This window comes from Limoniibacter endophyticus (assembly GCF_014652835.1).
Lineage (GTDB): Bacteria > Pseudomonadota > Alphaproteobacteria > Rhizobiales > Rhizobiaceae > Limoniibacter > Limoniibacter endophyticus.
Genome location: NZ_BMZO01000012.1, coordinates 105382 through 123994 on the forward strand (window position 1 = coordinate 105382; position 18613 = coordinate 123994).

Below are 18613 nucleotides of genomic sequence, written 5' to 3' on the forward strand. Positions count from 1 at the left end.
GCCTTCTGCCACAGACTTATGGCCGTGGCAAGTCGATTTCGGCAAAATAATAAGCGGACCAGTAATTGCCAGTGAACAGCGGGCCTGGATATTCAGTCGGACTTCGCATGAATGGCTGCGACTGATATGCTTGTCCCGATAGAAGAGAGATGCTCCATGTCTGAAACGCAACACGATAATGGCGACAACGCCAAAAGCAAAAAGGCCGCACGTCTGGCCGAGCAGCTGCGCGCAAATCTCCAGCGACGCAAGGCGCAAGCCCGTGCACGTCGTGCAGGGCAGGCCGATTCGCGAGCGGAAGGCCTTCTCGGAAGCACAAAGCCCGCTGAGGATGCTGGCTAGGCACTACCTGTCCTTGCGCCCATCTCCCGGATGAACTAGACCGGGCGTTAACACTGCAACAATGAAGCCTGCATGAAGCAGGTTCGGAGCTTCGCATTCATGGATCGCATTCGTATCGTCGGCGGCAATAAGCTGAACGGCATCATCCCGATCTCCGGTGCCAAGAACGCCGCACTGCCATTGATGATCGCGTCATTGCTGACCGACGACACGCTGACGCTGGACAATGTCCCGCATCTGGCGGATGTCGAGCAGCTCATTCGTATTCTCGGCAATCACGGTGTGGATTATTCGGTAACGGGACGCCGTGAACGGCAAGGTGACACCTACTCGCGCACCATCCATTTTACCGCCCGCAACATTGTCGATACGACCGCACCATATGAGCTCGTTTCGAAGATGCGCGCGAGCTTCTGGGTTATAGGTCCGCTTTTGGCTCGCTGCGGCAAGGCGCGTGTTTCATTGCCGGGAGGCTGTGCCATCGGCACGCGCCCGGTGGATCTCTTCATTGATGGGTTGGCTGCTCTTGGCGCCAGGATCGAGATCGAGGCAGGTTATGTCGAGGCAACCGCTCCAAGGGGCGGTCTGATCGGCGCGGCCTATACTTTTCCTAAAGTTTCCGTCGGGGCCACGCATGTGCTTCTCATGGCGGCTTCGCTGGCCAATGGCCGTACCGTACTCAAAAACGCAGCCCGTGAGCCGGAAGTCGTCAATCTCGCCGACTGTCTCAATGCCATGGGCGCAAAAATTACCGGCGCGGGAACCTCGACCGTTACGATTGATGGGGTCACCTCGCTTTCCGGCGCGCGTCATGCCGTTATTCCCGATCGTATTGAAACCGGCACCTACGCCATGGCGGTTGCCATGACAGGTGGCGACGTTCTGCTCGGCGGCGCGCGTAGCGATCTGCTGGAAAATGCGTTCGATGTTCTGCGCGCTACCGGGACCGAGATCACTCAGACCAATGAAGGGGTGCGTGTACGCCGTAACGGCGCCGGAGTCAGCCCGGTCGATATAACGACCGAGCCTTTCCCGGGCTTCCCGACAGACTTGCAGGCGCAATTCATGGGCCTGATGACAATGGCCAAGGGCCGTTCCCACATTACCGAGACGATTTTCGAGAATCGTTTCATGCATGTGCAGGAGCTGGCACGTCTCGGGGCGAAGATCTCATTGAGCGGCCAGACGGCCATTGTCGATGGGGTCGAGGCGTTGAAGGGCGCACCTGTCATGGCAACTGACCTGCGCGCGTCCGTATCGCTGGTCATTGCGGGGCTCGCAGCCGAAGGCGAAACAGTGGTCAATCGCGTTTATCATCTGGACCGTGGTTTCGAGCGTCTGGAAGCCAAGCTTTCCGCCTGCGGCGCGACCGTTGAACGCATTTCCGGCTAGAGCATTCCCAGCACGTCCCGTAGCAGTGAAAGTATTCTCGCATGGCATCTCGTCTTCTTGCCTCTGCTCCTGATTTTGAAACGGCGTTCGAGGCGTTTCTCGCAACAAAACGCGAGGTTTCCGAGGATGTCGACCAAGCCGTGCGCGCCATCATCGCCACCGTGCGCCATGATGGTGATGCGGCGCTTATCGAGTACACGAAGCGCTTCGATCGCGCCGATCTGGAACAGCTTGGCCTGTGCGTGAGCGCCGAAGATATCCGCTCTGCCTATGACTACGCGGATGCCGACACTGTCGAGGCCCTGCGTTTTGCTCATCAACGCATCCTGAGCCATCATAGCCGTCAGATGCCGAAAGACGATTTCTACACCGATAACCTCGGCGTCGAACTCGGCTCGCGCTGGTCGGCAGTTGATGCTGTTGGTCTTTATGTGCCAGGTGGAACGGCGAGCTATCCGAGTTCGGTGCTCATGAACGCCGTTCCGGCCAAGGTGGCGGGCGTAAAGCGCCTCGTCATGGTGGTGCCATCGCCCGAGGGATTTATCAACCCGCTGGTGCTGATTGCCGCCGATATAGCAGGCGTGGACGAGATTTATCGTGTCGGTGGTGCTCAGGCTGTGGCCGCACTTGCCTATGGCACGCAGACGATTGCCCCCGTTCATAAGATCGTCGGTCCCGGAAACGCCTACGTGGCTGCCGCCAAGCGTCAGGTCTTTGGGAAGGTGGGCATAGACATGATTGCCGGGCCCTCCGAAATTCTCGTTATTGCAGATGACAAGAATGATCCGGATTGGATTGCTGCCGATCTTCTCTCGCAAGCCGAACACGACACGGCAGCCCAGTCGATCCTCATTACCGACGCCCCGGCATTTGCGGATGCCGTTGCACAAGCAGTGGAGCGTCAGCTGGCAACATTATCGCGGGAGGCAACCGCGCGTGCCAGTTGGAACGAGTTTGGAGCCATCATTCTCGTCGATGATTTCGAAAAAGCGTTGCCGCTTGCCGATCGCATTGCAGCGGAGCATGTCGAGATCGCAACCGACAATGCCGACAATCTCGCCGCAAAACTGCGCCATGCGGGAGCGATCTTCATCGGTCGTCATACGCCGGAAGTCATCGGCGATTACGTGGGCGGCTCCAATCACGTTCTGCCGACAGCGCGCTCCGCTCGCTTCTCCTCGGGTCTGTCGGTGCTGGATTTCGTTAAACGCTCGTCCGTTCTGAAACTCGGGCCAGAACAGCTGCGTGCGCTTGGGCCAGCAGCAATTGCGCTCGCCAAGGCCGAGGGGCTTGACGCGCATGCGCGGTCGGTAGCCGTACGCCTGAACCTTTAGCACGCCGAGCAAGAGCAGCAGCTTGCTTGCGCAAGACCAATGCCTTTTCGCTTTTCACCGAAAGGCTTAAATGCTCTACCTTGACGAAGGGGGAGACCGGCAGGGAACAGATGGAGCAGGCTGAAACCGCACGGCTGATCGAAATCGAGCTCGACGAGACGATCGCGCGCTCGACGCCGGAAATCGAGCATGAGCGGGCGGTGGCCATTTTCGATCTGATCGAGGAGCAGAATTTCTTCCAGCCCGCCCATGATCCGGGTGAAGGGCCTTATCGGCTCAAGCTTTCGCTTGTCGAAAAGCGGCTCATGTTCATTATTACCCGCGAGGATGGAGCGGAAGTCGTTACGCATATTCTTTCGCTTACGCCCTTGCGCCGCATTGCTCGCGATTATTTCACCATCTGTGAAAGCTATTACGACGCGATCCGTACAGCGACGCCCTCTCAGATTGAAGCGATCGACATGGGGCGGCGCGGCCTGCACGATGAGGGCTCGCATATGCTGATGGAGCGTCTTAGCGGCAAGATAGACATCGACTTTCAGACCGCGCGGCGCCTTTTCACGCTGATCTGCGTGCTGCACTGGCGGGGTTGATGATGGCGGCACAGGAAATTGCGGCGTCTGCACATGCGGCCGTCGCTGAAGACAAGAAGCCCATGCCGCATTCTGTTCTCTTTCTCTGCGGCATGAATGTCATTCGCTCACCGATGGCTGAGCAGCTGGCGCGCGAGATATTGCCGCCAGGCGTCTATATTGCCTCTGCCGGTGTGCGTTCGGGAGAACGCGACCCGTTTGTGGACGTTGTGATGCAGGAAACGGGGCTGTCTCTCGGCAATCATCAGCCCCGTACTATGGATGAGCTGGATGACACGGGATTCGATCTGGTCATCACACTGACGCCGGAAGCGCATCACCAGGCAATGGAATTGACAAGGCATCTTTCGCTCGAGGTCGAATATTGGCCAACGGATGACCCTACAGCCGTTACAGGGTCGCGTGAACAACGCCTGGATGCCTATCGCGCTGTAAGAAACGCGCTTAAAAAGCGCCTGATCGAACGCTTTTCTCGCTCTTGACGGAGAGCGTGACAATAACCATGTTCCCTTGATCTTCAATTTCGTATAGGTTGCCGCAAAATTCGACCTTCCGGTCGAACATATCGTCAATGGTAAAGGACTGGAATGCCGAAGGAAGAAGTACTTGAGTTTCCGGGTATCGTAACGGAACTCCTCCCGAACGCAATGTTTCGGGTCAAACTCGAAAACGATCACGAGATCATCGCACACACGGCTGGCCGCATGCGCAAGAATCGCATTCGCGTGCTGACGGGCGATAAGGTTCAGGTCGAAATGACGCCCTACGACCTTACCAAAGGCCGCATCACCTACCGTTTCAAGTAAACGTCTCGCGTTACGACTGCGTCCTTCATCACAAGGCCCGTCAGGATTTCCATGAGCGATCACTTTCGACTTGTCCTCGCCTCCGGTTCTCCGCGCAGGATCGAACTGTTGCAGCAGGTGGGGCTGGAACCCGACAGGCTCCTGCCGACCGATCTTGATGAAACCCCGCTGAAGGCCGAGCATCCTCGTTCACTCGCCAAGCGTCTGTCGATGGCGAAGGCAGAGCGTGCGCGCACGATTCTGAAAGCCGAGGGCAGTGTGAGCGATGTATTCATCGTCTCCGCAGATACGGTGGTGAGCGTCGGACGTCGCATTTTGCCAAAGGCGGAGAGAGCAGAAGAGGCGCGTTACTGCCTTGAGCTCTTGTCGGGGCGGGCGCATCGCGTCTATACGGGCGTCTGCGTTGTGACGCCAGGCGGCAAGGTGCGTCAGCGCCTTGTCGAGACGCGCTTGCGTTTCAAGCGGCTTTCGCGGACGGAGATCGATGCCTATATCGCTTCCGGTGAATGGCGGGGTAAGGCGGGCGGGTATGCCATCCAGGGCCTGGCGGGTTCATTCGTCGTCAAACTTGCCGGTTCCTATACCAATGTTGTCGGCTTGCCGCTTTACGAGACGGAAGCACTTCTGGCGGGCGAGGGCTTGCGTGCTCATTCCCGCTGGCACAAGCTTGCTGCCGATTGAGAACGTCTTGACTGGTGCGGATGCGCAGGAAGGTTGTACTTCTTTTCTTGCCGCTGTAGGTGATGCGGCCCGCGCTACTGCCGGAACACTATAGAATGCGTGAAAAAACATGAGCGATCAGGATAAAATCACGCCGCTGCGCGCGCCTATTCCTTGTCCAGAGTGCGGAAAGCCCTCGCAACGCGCGACCTTTCCCTTCTGCTCGCCGCGCTGCAAGGCGGTGGATCTTAATAGGTGGCTCACGGGAGCTTACATTATTCCGGTTCGGGACGATGAAGATGAGGACGGGGCCAGCAGTCCGTCGGAAAAAGATTCGTAATTTCAAGCCGTTCGCGGGTCCAATGGAGCGAAGCTGGCATCGCCTTCCGAAGCTGTGCAAAAACTTTGCCGATTTGACAAAATTATCCAATATTCGCGCTGGACACCGCGCAAAGCCATGCTATAACGCACCCGCTTTCGCCGATAAGGCAAGCCTTCGATTGGCCATCCCGGCTGATCTGATGCCCGGATAGCTCAGTTGGTAGAGCAGCGGATTGAAAATCCGCGTGTCGGTGGTTCGAATCCGCCTCCGGGCACCACTAATTTCTTGAAATTACTGGTGTTTTCGAAAGCTCTTTGAGCCCGCTTGTGCTGGAATTACGCTAGCACACGTCTGGCACAGTCCGCAAAATTGCTCTTTTCCGTCAAGGGCAGGTTATCGCGGTCCTGGCAGGCACCATATCAAAACTTCTCATTTAAACTTGGCCAAAGTCTTCCTGCTGTCGCTTGCTGGTCTGGAGGAAGCTTATTTCACCTGTCTGCTTGGCCGGATCGCGACGCCAGCCACCTGAGTTGCTTTTCCGCGCCTGCAACGAGTAAAATCCATTCGTGGCGCGACCTCTCAATGAGCATGTAACGGGATAGACATATGAAAACGATTATGGCGTTCGGCGATAGCTTGACTTGGGGAACTAATCCCGTCGCAGGTGGACGCCATCTCTATGAGGACCGCTGGCCGTCCGCATTGGGCAGGGGGCTGGGGCAAGACTTTCGCATCATTCCAGAGGGACTGGGAGGGCGGACCACGGCCTTCGATGATCTCACTGCTGCCTTCGAACGCAATGGTGCCCGCGCGCTACCTATGTTGCTCGCCACCCACTCACCGCTGGATTTGGTGATTATCATGTTGGGCGCCAACGATCTCAAGGCCTATATTAGCCCCACCGCGCATGGCGCAGCCGCAGGCATGGCGCGGCTGGTCGAGATAGTTCGAAGCTTCCCTTACAGCTGGGGCATGCAGGCACCAAAGATCATGTTGGTATCCCCGCCTCACCTGTGCAAGCGCGCGAATGGCGAAGGACCGCAATCCGGGCGGATCATCGCTGAATCTCTCAAACTTGCGGAAGGTTACAGGCTATTGGCCCAAGCGCAGGGTTGCAGCTTCTTTGATGCATCGACCGTAGCAACGGCAAGCGATGTCGATGGGGTCCACCTCGATGCTGCAAATACACGCGCCATTGGTACAGCCCTGGTCGCTCCGGTTCGCGAGGCGCTGACCTGATCGTTCAGGCGCCCACAAACACGCGTCGTCTGGCGCTTTCGATGTGGGCGCGCATGGATGATCGTGCCTGCTCGGCATCGCCGGTGGCGATAGCATCAACAATGAGTTTGTGCTCTTCGTACACGAGGGCGGTTCGGCCGACTGTGGAATGCGAGAGCGTGCGCGCTATTTTGGTTCCGACATGCAGTGCAACTGTTGCTGCTTTCACCGATGAGAAATAGTAGCTGTTCTCCGTGGCTTCGGCGACCGCCACATGGAACGCGATATCGTCCTCGGCAGGGATGTCCTTCATCTCCAAGGCGGCAACCCGCAGTTTTTCGACGATTGCGAGGATTTCCGTGATCTTGGCCCGTGATTGTCTTTGGGCTGCGACATAAGCCGCTTCTCCTTCTACCCCCACCCGGAACTCGTAGCAGCGTTGCAGATCTGCGATGCTTCCGGGTTCGGCAAACTCGATCACCGAACGGCTGGGCACGCTGATAACGCGTGTGCCAGCCCCTTGCCGGCTTTCAATCAGTCCATCGATCCGCAGCCGGAGCATCGCTTCGCGTACGACGGGTCGCGATACGCCGAACTGCACTGCCAACTCAACTTCGCTGGGAAGCTTGGTGCCCACAGGCCAGTCGCCTGCGCTGATCGACTTGTAGATACGCTCGTAAATCCCGTCGCTCAGCGAACCGGGGGCGCTTCGATGACCATCGAACTGTCCTGACATGACGCCTCCTTCTATGTGAGCGGCTCATTACGGCATCAGTATATCACATCGATGGAACTCGGCTGCAAGACGCCCTCACGCGAAAGGTATATCAACTTTATATTGGTAAGACCATTGACATCGGCCACTATGCGCTCGTACAAATTGCCTCGGGTTGGAGGACCTACCGACATCTGAGATCGATCCCAAAAAGGGATTGGCCCCCGCATCGTTTCTTGCGGATGGAAAACTGTGCCCAAGCCATGTTGACGAGATGTCCCTGAGGAGGAATTGATGTTGAAACTGCTGAAAACGCTGCTTTGCGCAGCTCTGCCTTTTGTGCCGCAAGCGGCACTCGCACAGGTTGATTATCCGACCGAGTCCGTTCGGATCATTGTTCCTGCCAATCCGGGGGGTGGCACCGACGCCGCTGCTCGCATCTTTGCCGAGTATTTCCAGCGTAATTCTGACGCTGTAACGGCCGTGGTCAACCAGGCCGCCGGTGGCGGCGTCGTGGCTGCACAGACAGTTGGGACAGCAAGCCCGGATGGGGCGACGCTGCTTTTCTTCCATGCCGCGTTCCACACCGCTAATCTCTCTGGCAATTCGCCGTTTAAGTGGGACCAGTTTACGCCTGTTGCTACAGTGACCGAGAGCAACGAGGTCTATGCGGTGCGTGCGGATACGCCGTACGACACGCTTGACCAGTTGATCGAAGCAGCGAAAGCCAAACCAAATACGATGAGTATTGGCACTCAGCTCGGTGGCACGACGCAGGTAAAGGCGCAGGCACTCAACGTGGCAGCCGGTGAAACAATGCGGATCGTTGACGCTGGTACCGAATCCGACCGCGTGGCGGCTCTGCTGGGTAGCCAGGTCGACGTCATCTCGATGAGCGTGGGTAGCGCAAAGCAATATGTAGCGGCCGGGCAGATGAAGGCTTTGGCTGTGATGAACGAAGTGCCGGATGTCACCGCACCGGAAATTCCGACGACCATCTCGCAGGGCATCGATATTTCGCTTCCTCTGGTTCAGACCGTTTATGGGCCGAAGGATATGGATCCTGCTGCGATTGCCGCTATCGAAGCGCTTATTGCCCAGATGGGTGAGGATCCCGAATTCAAGGCGCTCGTTGAAAAGCAAGGCCAGACGCTGGCACTCCGCGACGCTGCGGCCACGGCGGAGTTCTTGGACACCGAATATGCCACGATGCAGAGCTATTTCGCCAACTGATGCAATAAGGGGCCAACACCAGCTGTTGGTCCCTGATGCAAGGGGAAAATAATGTCTGAAGATCGGATGATTGGCGCGGTGCTTGCCGTTCTGGGTGTCGCAATGGCGGCTTACAGCATGACTATACCTGCACCGTTTGCATCAAGTGGTGATCTGGGGCCGGCGGTTCTGCCACAGGTACTCGGGGGGCTTCTGGCCGTATTGGGCCTCATATTGGCGCTCCGCCGGCCCAAGGCAGAATTGTTGGAAACAGCTGAGCGGGACCAAGGCGAGCAAGAAGAGGCTCCTGCAGACGATCAGATCATACGTATCGCCGCCCCGAGCCGCACTCGACAGATCTTGCTTGGCGTCTCTTTTGTCGCCTTTATCGCCTTGTTCGAGAGATTGGGCTTTACGCTCTCCACGGTGCTTTTTCTGATCGCCGCCATGATGCTGCTGGGCCCATTCAGCCGTATCCACCTGCTGCGGGCCTCGCTTCTTTCAATTAGCGTCTCCCTAGCCGTCGGATATGTTCTCAACGGCCTTCTAGGTCTGACAATTCCCGGTGTCTGGATCGGTTGACGGAGCGCTTCATGTTCGATCATTTTCTTTCCAGCTTTGGCATTTTGCTCGAATTGAACACTCTGGCGCTGATGGCTCTGGGCGTCTGCATCGGCTTGATCTTTGGAGCGCTGCCCGGCCTTTCGGCGACCATGGCTCTGGCGCTGCTGCTACCTCTGACCTTCGCCATGGAGCCGAATACCGGCATCGCCATGTTGGTCGGTACCTACATCGGCGGCGTCTCGGGCGGGCTTGTAGCGGCAACGCTGCTGCGCATTCCAGGCACGCCTTCTTCCATCGCCACAACGTTTGATGCCTATCCGCTGGCGCAGAAAGGATATCCGATCAAGGCTCTGGCAACCGGCATGGTGGCTAGTGCTGTCGGCGGTATGCTCGGGCTGATCGTGCTTGTGGCCTTCGCGCCGGTCATTGCGCGTTATGCCATCCAGTTCGGCCCCGCCGAATACACCGCACTTACAGTTGCCGCACTGATGCTAGTGATCGTTCTATCGGAAACCGACATCGTCAAAGGGCTGCTTTCAGCCGTCATAGGCCTGTCCTTGGCAACCGTTGGTTTTGCACCAATCGGAGGAACCTCACGGTTTACCTTTGGCAATGTCGATCTGATGGCGGGTATTGGCATCATCCCGTTCATGGTCGGCTTGTTTGCAGTCTCGCAGCTGTTGCGCGACGGCACCTCAGCCACCGTGTCCATGCGGAGTGGCAAGAAGTTGATCGGCAAGGGGATCAAGGCCGCCGAATTCATAGCCAATATCCCCAACATGCTGCGATCGGCCGCCATTGGCATTGGCATTGGCGTTCTACCCGGAATCGGCGGCTCAGCCGCCAATCTGGTGGCGTATGGCGCTGCGCGGTCTGCAGCAAAGAAACCGGAGGAGTTCGGTAAGGGGAGTGTTGCGGGTATCTACGCCCCGGAATCCGCAAACAACGCTGCTGTCGGTGGCGCCTTGCTTCCACTACTGACCCTGGGCATTCCTGGAGACGGCGTTACCGCTATCATGATCGGTGGTTTTACCATCCACGGCCTGCAACCTGGGCCGATGCTGTTCCAGACTAGCCCGGATCTGATCGCCATGATCTATGCGGCCTTCTTTCTGGCGACGATCATGCTCTTGGCTATCCAGCTTGGCACAATTCGGCTGTTCCCGAAGGTGCTGATGGTGCCGCGCCACTATCTGCTGCCCATTCTGGCATTGTTAATGGTCGTTGGCGTCTACGCCTCTGAATATCGCACCTTCGAATTATGGCTCATGCTTGGCTTCGGTATTCTCGGCTATGGCATGGAGAAATATCGTTTTCCGCTGGGACCCGCGGTGCTGGGTTTCGTGCTGGGGACAATCTTGGAAACCAACTTCCGCCGGGCGCTGATGTTTGCGGACGGGGACTGGAGCACCTTCGTCACGCGACCGATCTCCGCAGGTTTGTTTGCCCTCGCGACATTGTTCTTCGTCTTCAGCGTCTGGAGCGCCGTACGCGTGCGGCGCAAACATGCAGCATGACCTGAATCTGCGCCAGTGGGCTTTGCCCCGTTTCAATCCTGCTTAACGTTCCGCGGAAAACGCGGAAGCAAACCGGAATATCATATGAAAATTTCTTCCATCACCTTGACCCCCATCCAGACCCACCGCCGTACCGGGTCGATCAGCTCGCATCTTATTCTTCAGCTACATACGGACGAGGGGCTGACGGGGATTGGCGAGATCTCCGATCTGGACTGCTATCGGATGTATATGCCGGATGTGGATGCGGTGCGGTTGGGCATAGAGAAGATCGTTCTTGGCCGCGACCCGTTTGCCATTCAGGCTATCCATACGGAAATGGCGCAGTATCTGCATAATTATTTTGTATCTGCACCGAGCTATCCGCCGTTTACGCCGGCGTCCCAGATCGCCGCAGGCATCGACATGGCTTGTTACGATCTTGTGGGTAGGGCGCTGAATACTCCCGTCTACAACCTTCTCGGTGGCAAGAGCCGTGATGCGATGGAGATTTGCTACCCGCTGTTTCAGGTCAAAGCCGAGGAAGATTACGACAAGAACCTTGGCTATATTGCCGAGCTGCTGGGCCAGGGCATATCTCGCTTCCGCTACTATGTAGGCGTCGATTTCAAGAAGGATGAGAAATTCCTTGCAGCCGTTCGTGATCGTTTCGGCGACCGCGTGATGCTCAAGGCGCTGGATTTTCAGGCGCGTCATTACTGGAAAGACACCCTTCGGGCCTATGATCGTCTGAAGCAGTTTGGCTTCGAACTGATCGAAAGCCCGAGCTGGCGGGAAGATTTCGATGGAATGTCGGAGTTGCGCCGCCGTGTCGATGTAGAAATATCGGAACATTGCTCGTCCGCCACGCAAGCTATGCAGATGATCCGCGCCGGTGCCTGCGATGTGTTCAATATTACCGTAAATTCCGGCGGATTGCTTCAGGTTAAGAAGCTGATGGCGCTGGCCGAACTGGCTGGGATACGGGTTCTTATCGGCACCACCCAGGAACTCAGCATCGGGAGCGCCGCTCATGCTCATCTTGGCGCTTCGGTGCCGGACCTTCACGTCGCCTCCGACACCGTGGGGCCGCTTCTCTATGTTGAGGATGTGGTGAAAGAGCGCATCCGGTTTGAAGGCAACAGGCTGATTGTACCTACTGGTCCCGGTCTTGGCATGGAGCTCGATCATGACGCGCTGGAAAGTCTGCGGGCGCCTCTGGTCGAATGGGATCTTGCGGCTCATGGCGCTGGCTACCTGTCACATTGACGGTGATGCTTCTCCTGAACCGCTATAGCTTGCAGATAGGTCGCCAATGACATCGAACAGAAAATCCCCCCACGAACTTCGCAGTGCCCGCTGGCTTGGACCGGATGACCTGCGCAGTTTCGGCCACCGTTCACGATTGATGCAGCTTGGTTATTCCGAAGCTGATTTCATGCACAAGCCGCTGATTGGCGTGCTGAATACGTGGTCTGAACTCAATCCCTGTCACTCCCACTTTCGCGAACGCGCGCAGGATGTGAAGCGTGGCGTAGCGCAGGCGGGGGGCTTCGCCGTTGAGATGCCGTCAATATCCGTGGATGAGAGCTTCACCAAACCCACCTCCATGCTTTACCGCAACATGCTGGCTATGGAAGCCGAAGAGATGATCAGATCTCATCCCTTCGACGGAGTGGTGCTGATGGGTGGTTGTGACAAGACCACTCCAGGTCTGGTGATGGGTGCCTTAAGCGCTGGCGTACCATTCATCTATCTGCCGGCTGGTCCCATGCTGCGTGGACATTATGCGGGCAAGGTGCTGGGATCCGGTTCGGATGCCTGGAAATACTGGGACGAGCGACGTGCCGGCAATATTTCCGATGCAGAATGGCTTGGTATTCAGGGTGGCATTGCGCGATCGGCAGGCGTCTGTATGACCATGGGCACCGCCTCGACCATGACCGCCATTGCCGAAGCAATGGGGCTGACACTGCCCGGCGCCTCTTCCATTCCGGCCGTGGACTCCGGTCATCAGCGAATGTCCGCCGATTGCGGTCGTCGTGTCGTTGATATGGCATGGGAGGGTTTAACGCCCGACAAGATCGTCACAGCCTCCGCGGTACACAATGCCGCCATCGTTGCCATGGCCACGGGATGCTCCACCAATGCGGTCGTCCATCTGATCGCGATTGCGCGCCGCGCCGGTGTCGCGCTGGATCTCGACATGCTGGACGAGCTCGGTCGCACCACTCCGCTGATTGCCAATGTCCGCCCTTCGGGCAAGGACTATCTCATGGAGGACTTCTTCTACGCAGGCGGTCTGCGTGCCCTGATGAAGCAGATCGACGCGCGTCTCGATACGTCGTGCCTGACGGTGACCGGCAAGACGCTGGGCGAATGCCTGGAGGGAGCCGAGGTTTATAATGACGATGTCATTCGCCCGCTATCGAACCCTGTCTATGCAGAAGGTTCGCTCGCGGTGCTGCGCGGTAATCTGTGTCCGGACGGCGCGGTGATCAAGCCGGCAGCCTGTGATCCTAAGTTCCATGTCCATCAGGGCCCGGCTCTTGTTTATGACAGCTATGCTGAAATGAAGAAGGCCGTTGAGGACGAAAACTTGGCCGTGACGCCGGACCATGTTTTGGTGCTCCGCAATGCCGGGCCTCAGGGTGGTCCCGGAATGCCTGAATGGGGCATGCTCCCCATTCCGAAAGCCCTGATCAAACAAGGGCATCGCGACATGCTGCGCATCTCGGACGCGCGGATGTCGGGGACCTCCTATGGCGCATGCGTACTGCATGTTGCGCCGGAAGGCTTCGTGGGCGGACCGTTGGCCCTGCTGAAGACCGGCGACATTGTACGCCTCGATCTGCCAAATCGCAGGCTGGACATGCTTGTGGAAGAGGCGGAAATCGCCCGCCGGCGCGAAGCCTGGGTCCCGCCCGCTCCGCATTTCGAGCGCGGATGGGGGTGGATGTTCTCCAAGCACGTTACCCAGGCTGACAAGGGCTGTGACTTTGACTTTCTGGAGCGCAGCTTTGGCCGCGCTGCCGGAGAACCCGATATCTATTGAGGATTTTTCATGACACTCACTCTTGACCAAGCCCTCGAGGGCATTTCCGGAATTCTTGTAACGCCCTATGACGATGCGGGCGACATCGCACCGCAAAAACTCGCGCCGATCATCGACCGGGCCCTCGGCGCTGGCATGCACATGCCTGTGGTGAACGGCAATACGGGTGAATTCTATGCCCTGACGACCGACGAGGCCTGCACAATGGTACGGGAAGTGGTCGCCATGGTGGATGGCCGTGCACCGGTCCTGGCGGGTGTCGGTCGAGGTATTCGGGACGCCTGCCGTCTTGCGGAAGCTTCCGCCAAGGCAGGCGCTACGGCGTTGATGGTTCATCAGCCCCCGGATCCATTCGTTTCCCCCCGGGGCACAGTCGATTATCTTAAGGCCGTGTCTGACGCAGCCGGACTGCCCATGATGCTCTATCTGCGCAATGATACGATCGGCACCAAGGCCATTGCCGAACTTTGCGCCGTCGAAGGTGTGAAGGGGGTGAAATGGGCAACGCCCAACCCGCTGAAATTGGCGGACGCCATCGCCGCCTGCGATCCCTCGATCGTATGGGTAGGTGGACTGGCTGAGGTTTGGGCTCCGCCCCTTTACGCAGTGGGCGCGCGGGGATTTACGTCCGGCCTCGTCAATATTTGGCCGGAGCATTCGGTCGCAATCCATGCAGCTCTTGCCGCAGGAGATTACGCAGGCGCAAATGCCTTGATAGCAAGGATGAGTGACTTCGAGGCGGTCAGGGCAGAGGAACTCAACGGCACCAACGTGACTGGCGTGAAGGCAGCGCTTCAGGCCATTGGACAAAACTGCGGTCCGACCCGTCCCCCTTCCGCGTGGCCGCTGACAATGGCTCAACAAGAACGGTTGAACAGATTCCTGCGACAAATTCCAGAGATGTGAGCCTATTGCTGCCGCTCCAATCTAGGTCCGCTCCAGATTGGCGAGAATTGAGTCGGTGCGCTTGACCAGTGTCAGAGAGCGTCAATGACAAACGTCTGGAAACGGGCGCTGCGTTGTGTCGCCTCTGACACAAGGCCGCGCTCCGTGTCAGATGTGATGCTGTCACGAGAATAGACAAAGCCATTTGATCGCCTCAGTTTAAGGAGTATCGTTGCCAGAAATGCATCACCCGTGGAGTGAGAAGATGAGTTGGAACCCTTCTTTCGAGCCTGGTTGTCCAGATGAGGTTGGAGTGGAATCAATCGAAACGCTTATTATTCCACGAGCCCGTGACATAGGTTCATTCCAAGTGATGCGAGCTCTTCCCGCGCCGAAGCGGCAGATGGTTGGGCCCTTCATCTTCTTCGATCAGGCAGGTCCCGCGGAGTTTTTGACGGGGCAGGGTATAGATATACGTCCCCATCCGCACATCGGGCTTGGTACGGTCACATATCTCTACCGAGGTGATTTCCACCATCGCGACAGTATAGGCAGCGATCAGGTGATCCTGCCTGGCGCAGTGAATTGGATGGTAGCTGGAAAAGGTGTGTCTCATTCGGAGCGTACCAGCGCCACGGCACGCCACGGTCCGCACAGCCTGTATGGCATACAGACCTGGATAGCTCTTCCCGAGGACCGGGAGGACATGGATCCGATCTTCGAGCACCACGGCAAGGAGACTTTGCCCCAAATCGAGGCCGAGGGCATCGACGCAAGACTGATTCTGGGGAGTGCCTATGGGGAACAGGCCCCCGCGACACTCTATTCGGAAACTTTCTATCTGGACGTTGCGCTCGCGCCCGGTGCCCGCTTTCCCCTGCCTGATGATCACGAAGATCGAGGCATCTATATCACGGAGGGCGCGATCAGTGTTGCCGGTCAGGTTTTCGAAGCTGGTCGAATGATGGTGTTTCGACCCGGCGACAAGATTACCGTAATGGCCGGCTTACAGGGGGCGCGTTTGATGGCGCTGGGAGGCGCGACTCTCAACGGCCCGCGCTATATCTGGTGGAATTTTGTGGCGTCCTCCCGGGACAGAATAGAGGCGGCCAAGGAAGAATGGCGTGCGGCGCGCTGGGGTGAGGGGAGGTTCAGCCTCCCTCCAGATGATAATGACGAATTCATTCCGCTGCCGGTCTAACACAGTCCCGAACTCATGTGGCTAGCTAGCTATGGGGAGGGAGCAATCCAGTACGGCTGCCGGTGGAAAACCTGCGTGAGATGATCTACGATCGCTCGTAGCTTCAGCGGCATGGGCTTGACGGGTGGCCAGACGGCAGAAATCGGCAAAGGTGTCGGCGTCAGGCTTTCTGCAATCCTAACCAGATGCCCCGCTTTGAGCGCATCGTGAGCAATGAACATTGGCAACAACGCAACGCCCAAACCGGCTATTGCCATGTCTCTGATGGTTTCGCCATTATTTGCAATTATCCGACTTGTCATAGGGAGCCCGATCACGTTGCCGTCCGCTCCGACGAATTGCCAGACGTTCGTCGACTGAACATTCATGTACCCTGTGCAGGGGTGATCCGTAAGCTCCTCAAGGGTTTCGGGGCGCCCGCGCCGATTAATATAATCAGGGCTAGCGACAACCACACGAGGATCTTCGCAAAGCTTGCGCGCGATCAGATGAGAGTCCCGCAACTGTCCCACGCGGATTGCCAGGTCGAAACGTCCCCGCACCAGATCAATGATGCGGTCGTCGTAATCGAGAATGATCTCGAGTTCCGGATGTTGCCGCGCGAAATCTGCAATTACAGGGCTTAGGTGGGTGGTCCCGAAGCTCATCGGTGCGGAGATCGCGAGAGATCCGCGTAACCCCGTCATTCCCCACGCCGCGCTTTCGACTGCATTGGTCATCTCGGCTAGTGCCGGACGCAGGCGCAGTGCCAGCTCCTGCGCACTTTCCGTCGGGATGATACGGCCAGCATGACGCTGAAATAAGGCTGTTCCTAATGACGCCTCAAGATCAGATATCCGCTTGCTGACAACCGACTTAGATAGATTTGCGCGCGCCGCCGCACCGGAAACCGTTCCGGCGTCCATGACGTCCAGAAACGTCCTGACTTCTTCGATCGTCCATCTCATGCGATGATCTTATCGCACTCCCGGTGGCAACAACATCGATTTCGTTCGTGAATCACGAACGCCGGGTCTTTCGAATGAAGGCTCCCCGCGATTGCTATCGAGGAGCATATTGGACTCAATAGCAAAAAGGAGTGGCCAGCATGCAATTGACCGGTATCCATCATCTGACAGCGATCACTGCCGACGCCTCGGCCAACAAGCGCTTCTATACCGATGTGCTGGGCCTGCGCCTGGTCAAGAAGACCGTCAATCAGGATGATACAAGCGCCTACCATCTTTTCTATGCGGACGGCGAAGGAACGCCGGGCACAGACGTTACCTTCTTTGACTGGCCCGTCGAGCGCGAACGGCGAGGAGCAACGTCGATCAGCCGTACCGGGCTGCGTGTCTCCGGCGAGAACAGCCTCAACTATTGGGCCGCACGGTTTAAAGACACAGGTGTTTTCGCCGAGCCGATCAGGGTGATCGACGGTCGTGCCGCCATCGATTTCGAGGATGCGGAAGGCCAGCGGTTTCGACTTGTCGACGACGGTGGCGCAGGTGTCGCACATCCGTGGAACCGCAGCCCGGTGCCATCTGAGTTCCAGATACGTGGCCTCGGCCCCATCACCATCTCAGTGCCGAGATTGGAGAAGACCCAAGCGTTGCTGACCGATGTTCTCAACATGAAGGAAGAGCGCCAGTACGCCTCGCCTGACGGGGAAGGTGAGGTGCATGTTTACGGTATGGGCGAGGGCGGGCCTGCGGCAGAGCTTCATGTCGCCGTGCAGCCGGCTCTCCCAATGGCGCGTCAGGGTGCAGGTGCCGTTCATCATGTAGCGTTTCGTACAACGGATGTGCAGGCAATTCGTGCTTGGGCAGATCGCCTTTCAGAGTACCGCGTTCCAAGTTCCGGTGAAGTCGAGCGTTACTATTTCCGGTCGCTCTACTTCCGCGAGCCGGCTGGAAATCTTTTCGAGATAGCGACGGATGGCCCCGGATTCACAACTGACGAACCTCTGGAAAGTCTGGGCGAGGAGCTTTCTTTGCCACCTTTCCTGGAAGGTCGTCGGCAATTTATCGAGGCCAATCTGAAGCCGCTCGATTGAGTCTGCCGCCGCCGGTTTATCCGGTGGCGGATGTGCTCAGCGCCCATCACCTCACCCTATCGCGTGCCAGGCAGTATGCTTCCACCGCCCGCGCAAATTCGTGCTGGCATGCGCCCCTCGCCACCTGCGGGCACCCTGAAGGAGACGATGATGACCACACCATATGTTCGCTTGGACAAGGAAAATGCCGCTGTTCTGCTAGTTGATCATCAGGCTGGTCTGCTTTCGCTCGTGCGCGATATTGACCCTGACAAATTCAAGAATAACGTTCTGGCGCTTGCCGATCTCTCAAAGTATTTCGACCTGCCGACGATCTTGACCACGAGTTTCGAAGATGGCCCCAACGGGCCGCTTTTACCGGAACTGAAGGAGATATTTCCAGAGTCTCCCTTTATTCCCCGCCCTGGGCAGATCAACGCCTGGGACAATGAGGACTTCGTTAAAGCGGTCAAGGCTACCGGTAGGAAACAGCTGATCATTGCGGGCGTCGTGACGGAGGTTTGCGTCGCTTTCCCCGCGCTCTCGGCGATAGCCGAAGGTTACGAGGTGTTTGTCGTTACCGATGCATCTGGCACGTTTAACGAAGTCACCCGCCACTCCGCGTGGGAACGCATGTCGGCTGCGGGAGCGCACCTTATGACCTGGTTTGGGGTTGCTGCCGAGCTGCATCGCGACTGGCGTAACGACGTTGAAGGATTGGGAACATTGTTCTCCAACCATATCCCGGACTATCGCAACCTGATTAACAGCTACACAACAGTTCAAGCGGCAAAGACCGACTGA

General features: G+C 57.6%; 20 protein-coding genes and 1 tRNA gene. 19 read left to right on the top strand and 2 right to left on the bottom strand.

Annotated elements, in window-relative coordinates:
- Window positions 1-156 precede the first annotated feature (156 nt).
- The 10 genes from IE151_RS16775 (at window position 157) to IE151_RS16820 (ending at window position 6688) form a co-directional block, all read left to right on the top strand.
- The gene (locus tag IE151_RS16775) at window positions 157-342 is read left to right on the top strand and encodes a hypothetical protein (protein ID WP_189492874.1); all 186 of its coding nucleotides are present in this window, start codon (window positions 157-159) and stop codon (window positions 340-342) included.
- 99 nt (window positions 343-441) lie between these two features.
- Window positions 442-1734 (top strand): UDP-N-acetylglucosamine 1-carboxyvinyltransferase, encoded by a 1293-nt coding sequence (murA, locus tag IE151_RS16780; RefSeq protein ID WP_189492969.1) that lies wholly within the window; start codon window positions 442-444, stop codon window positions 1732-1734.
- 41 nt (window positions 1735-1775) lie between these two features.
- The gene (hisD, locus tag IE151_RS16785) at window positions 1776-3068 is read left to right on the top strand and encodes a histidinol dehydrogenase (protein ID WP_189492876.1); all 1293 of its coding nucleotides are present in this window, start codon (window positions 1776-1778) and stop codon (window positions 3066-3068) included.
- A gap of 110 nt (window positions 3069-3178) precedes the next feature.
- The gene (locus tag IE151_RS16790; RefSeq protein ID WP_189492971.1) at window positions 3179-3661 is read left to right on the top strand and encodes a UPF0262 family protein; all 483 of its coding nucleotides are present in this window, start codon (window positions 3179-3181) and stop codon (window positions 3659-3661) included.
- Between the two features lie 62 nt (window positions 3662-3723).
- Window positions 3724-4143, top strand: coding sequence for an arsenate-mycothiol transferase ArsC (locus tag IE151_RS16795; protein ID WP_189492973.1), 420 nt, complete (start codon window positions 3724-3726; stop codon window positions 4141-4143).
- Between the two features lie 105 nt (window positions 4144-4248).
- Window positions 4249-4467 carry a translation initiation factor IF-1 gene (gene infA, locus IE151_RS16800; protein ID WP_189492878.1) on the top strand — a complete coding sequence of 73 codons (219 nt, stop codon included), beginning with the start codon at window positions 4249-4251 and terminating at the stop codon, window positions 4465-4467.
- Between the two features lie 51 nt (window positions 4468-4518).
- Window positions 4519-5148 (top strand): Maf-like protein, encoded by a 630-nt coding sequence (locus tag IE151_RS16805; protein WP_189492879.1) that lies wholly within the window; start codon window positions 4519-4521, stop codon window positions 5146-5148.
- 109 nt (window positions 5149-5257) lie between these two features.
- Window positions 5258-5467: a DNA gyrase inhibitor YacG gene (yacG, locus tag IE151_RS16810; RefSeq protein WP_189492882.1), complete on the top strand. Its 210-nt coding sequence runs from the start codon at window positions 5258-5260 to the stop codon at window positions 5465-5467.
- A 183-nt stretch (window positions 5468-5650) separates the two neighbouring features.
- Window positions 5651-5726: transfer RNA gene (locus IE151_RS16815), tRNA-Phe, on the top strand.
- A gap of 329 nt (window positions 5727-6055) precedes the next feature.
- Window positions 6056-6688 (top strand): SGNH/GDSL hydrolase family protein, encoded by a 633-nt coding sequence (locus IE151_RS16820; RefSeq protein ID WP_189492884.1) that lies wholly within the window; start codon window positions 6056-6058, stop codon window positions 6686-6688.
- Window positions 6689-6692: 4 nt separating this feature from the next.
- Here IE151_RS16820 and IE151_RS16825 read toward each other — a convergent pair whose 3' ends face one another.
- Window positions 6693-7403, bottom strand: a complete 711-nt coding sequence (locus IE151_RS16825) for a FadR/GntR family transcriptional regulator (protein ID WP_189492886.1) — start codon at window positions 7401-7403, stop codon at window positions 6693-6695.
- Window positions 7404-7676: 273 nt separating this feature from the next.
- Between IE151_RS16825 and IE151_RS16830 the strand changes: the two genes are divergently transcribed.
- The 7 genes from IE151_RS16830 (at window position 7677) to IE151_RS16860 (ending at window position 15795) form a co-directional block, all read left to right on the top strand.
- Window positions 7677-8615: a tripartite tricarboxylate transporter substrate binding protein gene (locus IE151_RS16830; protein WP_189492887.1), complete on the top strand. Its 939-nt coding sequence runs from the start codon at window positions 7677-7679 to the stop codon at window positions 8613-8615.
- Between the two features lie 51 nt (window positions 8616-8666).
- Window positions 8667-9176 (top strand): tripartite tricarboxylate transporter TctB family protein, encoded by a 510-nt coding sequence (locus tag IE151_RS16835; protein WP_189492889.1) that lies wholly within the window; start codon window positions 8667-8669, stop codon window positions 9174-9176.
- Window positions 9177-9187: 11 nt separating this feature from the next.
- Window positions 9188-10675 (top strand): tripartite tricarboxylate transporter permease, encoded by a 1488-nt coding sequence (locus IE151_RS16840; RefSeq protein ID WP_189492891.1) that lies wholly within the window; start codon window positions 9188-9190, stop codon window positions 10673-10675.
- Between the two features lie 84 nt (window positions 10676-10759).
- Window positions 10760-11923 (top strand): mandelate racemase/muconate lactonizing enzyme family protein, encoded by a 1164-nt coding sequence (locus tag IE151_RS16845; RefSeq protein WP_189492893.1) that lies wholly within the window; start codon window positions 10760-10762, stop codon window positions 11921-11923.
- 46 nt (window positions 11924-11969) lie between these two features.
- Window positions 11970-13709 (top strand): L-arabinonate dehydratase, encoded by a 1740-nt coding sequence (araD, locus tag IE151_RS16850; RefSeq protein WP_189492895.1) that lies wholly within the window; start codon window positions 11970-11972, stop codon window positions 13707-13709.
- A gap of 9 nt (window positions 13710-13718) precedes the next feature.
- Complete coding sequence (locus tag IE151_RS16855) at window positions 13719-14615, top strand: dihydrodipicolinate synthase family protein (RefSeq protein WP_189492897.1); 897 nt, start codon at window positions 13719-13721, stop codon at window positions 14613-14615.
- Window positions 14616-14859: 244 nt separating this feature from the next.
- Window positions 14860-15795: a pirin family protein gene (locus IE151_RS16860; RefSeq protein WP_189492899.1), complete on the top strand. Its 936-nt coding sequence runs from the start codon at window positions 14860-14862 to the stop codon at window positions 15793-15795.
- A 29-nt stretch (window positions 15796-15824) separates the two neighbouring features.
- Here the strand turns inward: IE151_RS16860 and IE151_RS16865 are convergent, their stop codons facing one another.
- Window positions 15825-16742: a LysR family transcriptional regulator gene (locus IE151_RS16865; RefSeq protein ID WP_189492901.1), complete on the bottom strand. Its 918-nt coding sequence runs from the start codon at window positions 16740-16742 to the stop codon at window positions 15825-15827.
- Window positions 16743-16882: 140 nt separating this feature from the next.
- On the opposite strand from IE151_RS16865, the gene IE151_RS16870 reads away from it, so the two are divergent.
- Window positions 16883-17830, top strand: coding sequence for a ring-cleaving dioxygenase (locus IE151_RS16870; RefSeq protein ID WP_189492903.1), 948 nt, complete (start codon window positions 16883-16885; stop codon window positions 17828-17830).
- 150 nt (window positions 17831-17980) lie between these two features.
- A complete protein-coding gene (gene ycaC, locus IE151_RS16875) occupies window positions 17981-18613 on the top strand; it encodes an isochorismate family cysteine hydrolase YcaC (RefSeq protein ID WP_189492905.1) in 633 nt (210 codons plus the stop codon).